Source organism: Empedobacter sp. R750 (assembly GCF_030324345.1).
Lineage (GTDB): Bacteria > Bacteroidota > Bacteroidia > Flavobacteriales > Weeksellaceae > Empedobacter > Empedobacter falsenii_C.
This window is the reverse complement of record NZ_JACAGF010000041.1, coordinates 1-2,465: the sequence shown is the minus strand read 5'-3', so window position 1 is coordinate 2,465 and position 2,465 is coordinate 1. Positions and strand designations below refer to the sequence as shown.

The 2,465-nt window shown below is 33.1% G+C and carries 3 protein-coding genes; 1 reads left to right on the top strand and 2 read right to left on the bottom strand.

Translation table 11 applies throughout. The features are described 5' to 3' along the window. Nucleotides 1-175 precede the first annotated feature (175 nt). Nucleotides 176-337 carry a hypothetical protein gene (locus tag HXZ74_RS17215; RefSeq protein WP_353619268.1) on the top strand — a complete coding sequence of 54 codons (162 nt, stop codon included), beginning with the start codon at nt 176-178 and terminating at the stop codon, nt 335-337. A gap of 316 nt (nt 338-653) precedes the next feature. On the opposite strand, the gene HXZ74_RS17065 is transcribed toward HXZ74_RS17215, so the two are convergent. Then, nucleotides 654-1,205, bottom strand: a complete 552-nt coding sequence (locus HXZ74_RS17065) for a cysteine hydrolase family protein (RefSeq protein ID WP_115000157.1) — start codon at nt 1,203-1,205, stop codon at nt 654-656. Nucleotides 1,206-1,271: 66 nt separating this feature from the next. Then, complete coding sequence (locus HXZ74_RS17060; RefSeq protein WP_181816297.1) at nt 1,272-2,144, bottom strand: helix-turn-helix domain-containing protein; 873 nt, start codon at nt 2,142-2,144, stop codon at nt 1,272-1,274. Nucleotides 2,145-2,465 lie beyond the last annotated feature (321 nt).

Below are 2,465 nucleotides of genomic sequence, written 5' to 3'. Positions count from 1 at the left end.
TTTACGGATTCTTTTCATATATTAAAATTAAGGTTTTATGCTTAACTTTTACTCCCAACTAAGTTAGTATATCCAAAATTACCTAACTAACGTTTTGGGTGTTGGAGATAGAGTAACCATACTTACAGAAATAAAAAATGCCTACGATTTTTATCATAGGTAATTAGGTTATGTAATCCTGGAATCAGGCGAATGTTTGAATGAATTGTTGCTTCAAAATGGATATGCCAAAGCATCAAGGGACTATTATTGTTCCAAATTGGCAGAATATCAGTTGATGAATTGTACTGCTCAGTTAAATAAAGTCGGTTTATATGCTCGAATTTCGCATTTTTAAGCCCAGATCAAATGTTAAAGTTTCGTTTTTTATGGCTCAAAATCTAATCTCAACAAAGACTTAAAACATACTTTTCCAATTGTTGTACTTATGTTGTACTAACTGCTATAAAATGAGTAACCAACCCTCTAAAATAAAGACTTTGCAAAGAAACTTTGGATAATGCGATGTTAGTGGCTGTGGCTATTTGTTGTATGTTGTCAGGGAAATTAAAAATAGAGAAAGATTTTACATTACAATATCACACGATTAGGGACACAAAAAAATAGCCCTGCAATAATTTCTATTACAGGGCTTTGAATTATTTTTAACGAAATTATGCTGATAAAAATTCGTCCGTGTTTTTGATTTCGGCATAGAAAAATTCCAATGCGGATAAAAATGCGTTGTGTACATCGGTAGATTTTACGCTACTTCCTTTGATTTCCAAATCTCTTGATGCACAAGCATCTCCGATTACAGTACATTTGTATTCAAAATCAAATGCGGCTCTTGTGGTGGCATCTACGCACATATGTGTCATCATTCCTGTAATAACGACTTCGGTTACTTCGTTTTCTTTCAGATATTCCAAAAGTCCTGTTCCTCTGAAACTGTTCGGAAAGTATTTGCGGAATACTTTTTCTCCGTCAAGTGGTTTTACGTTTTCGTGTATGTCGAAACCTTTTGTTCCTTCCACGAAAATCGGCATAACTTCGTGATTGGCTGAAACGTGTTGAATGTGTGCGATTGGCAAATTATTTTCCCTAAAATAATTCAACACTTTACGGGCATTTAGACTTGCTTCTACTGGATTTACCAACTCAATAGCTCCGCCTTCAAAATAATCGTTTTGAATATCGATAATGATTAATGCTTTCTTGCTCATAATTTTTATATTTTAAATTATGGAGCAAAATTACTTTGCTTCTAAAAATCAGAAGCTACCAAAATATTAGGAATGGATACCATTTTGATAATCTGCTAAAAATTCAGTAGTGGTCATTCCTGTTTGGTTCTTGAAAAAACGCATTAAATGGTTCGGTTCAGAGAAATTAAGTTCATAGGCAATTTCTGCAACAGTTAATTCCGAATGGATAAGGTAATCTTTTATTTCTATCAACAATCGTTGCTTTAACATATAGGTTGCCGTAACATTGAAATATTCTTTTACCGCTTTGTTTAAAGATATTCTACTGACATTCAATATCTCTGTATAATCGTTGATACGTTGTTTTTCCTTGATGTGGATTTCGGTTAGTTTTTTGAATTGAAAAGCATAATTGTTTCCGTTTTTTTCCAAAGGCAACTGATGTTTTTCGGCATATTCTCTGTTTAATTTTTGCAACAGATAATAGATTAAAGAACGGATAATATGCACACTATCTGCTTTGGTTTTAAGCAGTTCGGTTTTCATTTCGGACAATAGAACACAATAAAACGTTGTGATGTCCTGTTGCACTTGCATACACAAAGGATACTCCAACTGATAGAAGTACAACAGGCGGTATGTAAACAATTTATCAGAAAAAAAGTCATTTAAAAAATCTTCTTGAAATGCCAAAACCGTAAAATCTAAATTATCGGGGTTGAGTTGCCATTGTCGTTTTTGAAATGCCGAAATAAAAACAATGCTGTTATCTTCAATAACTTTTTTTTGATGATTTAGAATGATATGTCCATTGCCTTTTTTGAAAAAAACAATTTCAAAAAAATCGGTGTTGTAAACTTCCCCTTTTAGATAACTATCCCTGACTTCTGTCGATGGTAATACATTCAGAAGAAAATCAACTCCACATTCGGTCTTATGAAATTTTAGTGTTTTCAAAAATTTGATTATTCATTTTGATTAAAATTACAAAATTATGAAAAAAACTCAGGTCTGCTTCTCTTTTTCTGACGTTGAATTTTAGCGGTATGATGTCCTGCCATTGCCACTAACGTTTTCGGGCTTTGCGTTCGGGCGGGTTTAGGAGCACAAAGTTTCAATTTATTACTAAAGTTTATTAAAAGCACAAAACTTCAAGTTTGAACGTCAGCCCGCCTGACGCAAAACCCGTGTGCTTGTTGCCCAACACTAAATATAGCAATTTTTCATATCTTGTAGTATGCAAGGACGAAAAGAATTTATTCCTCAACTTTTTTATGA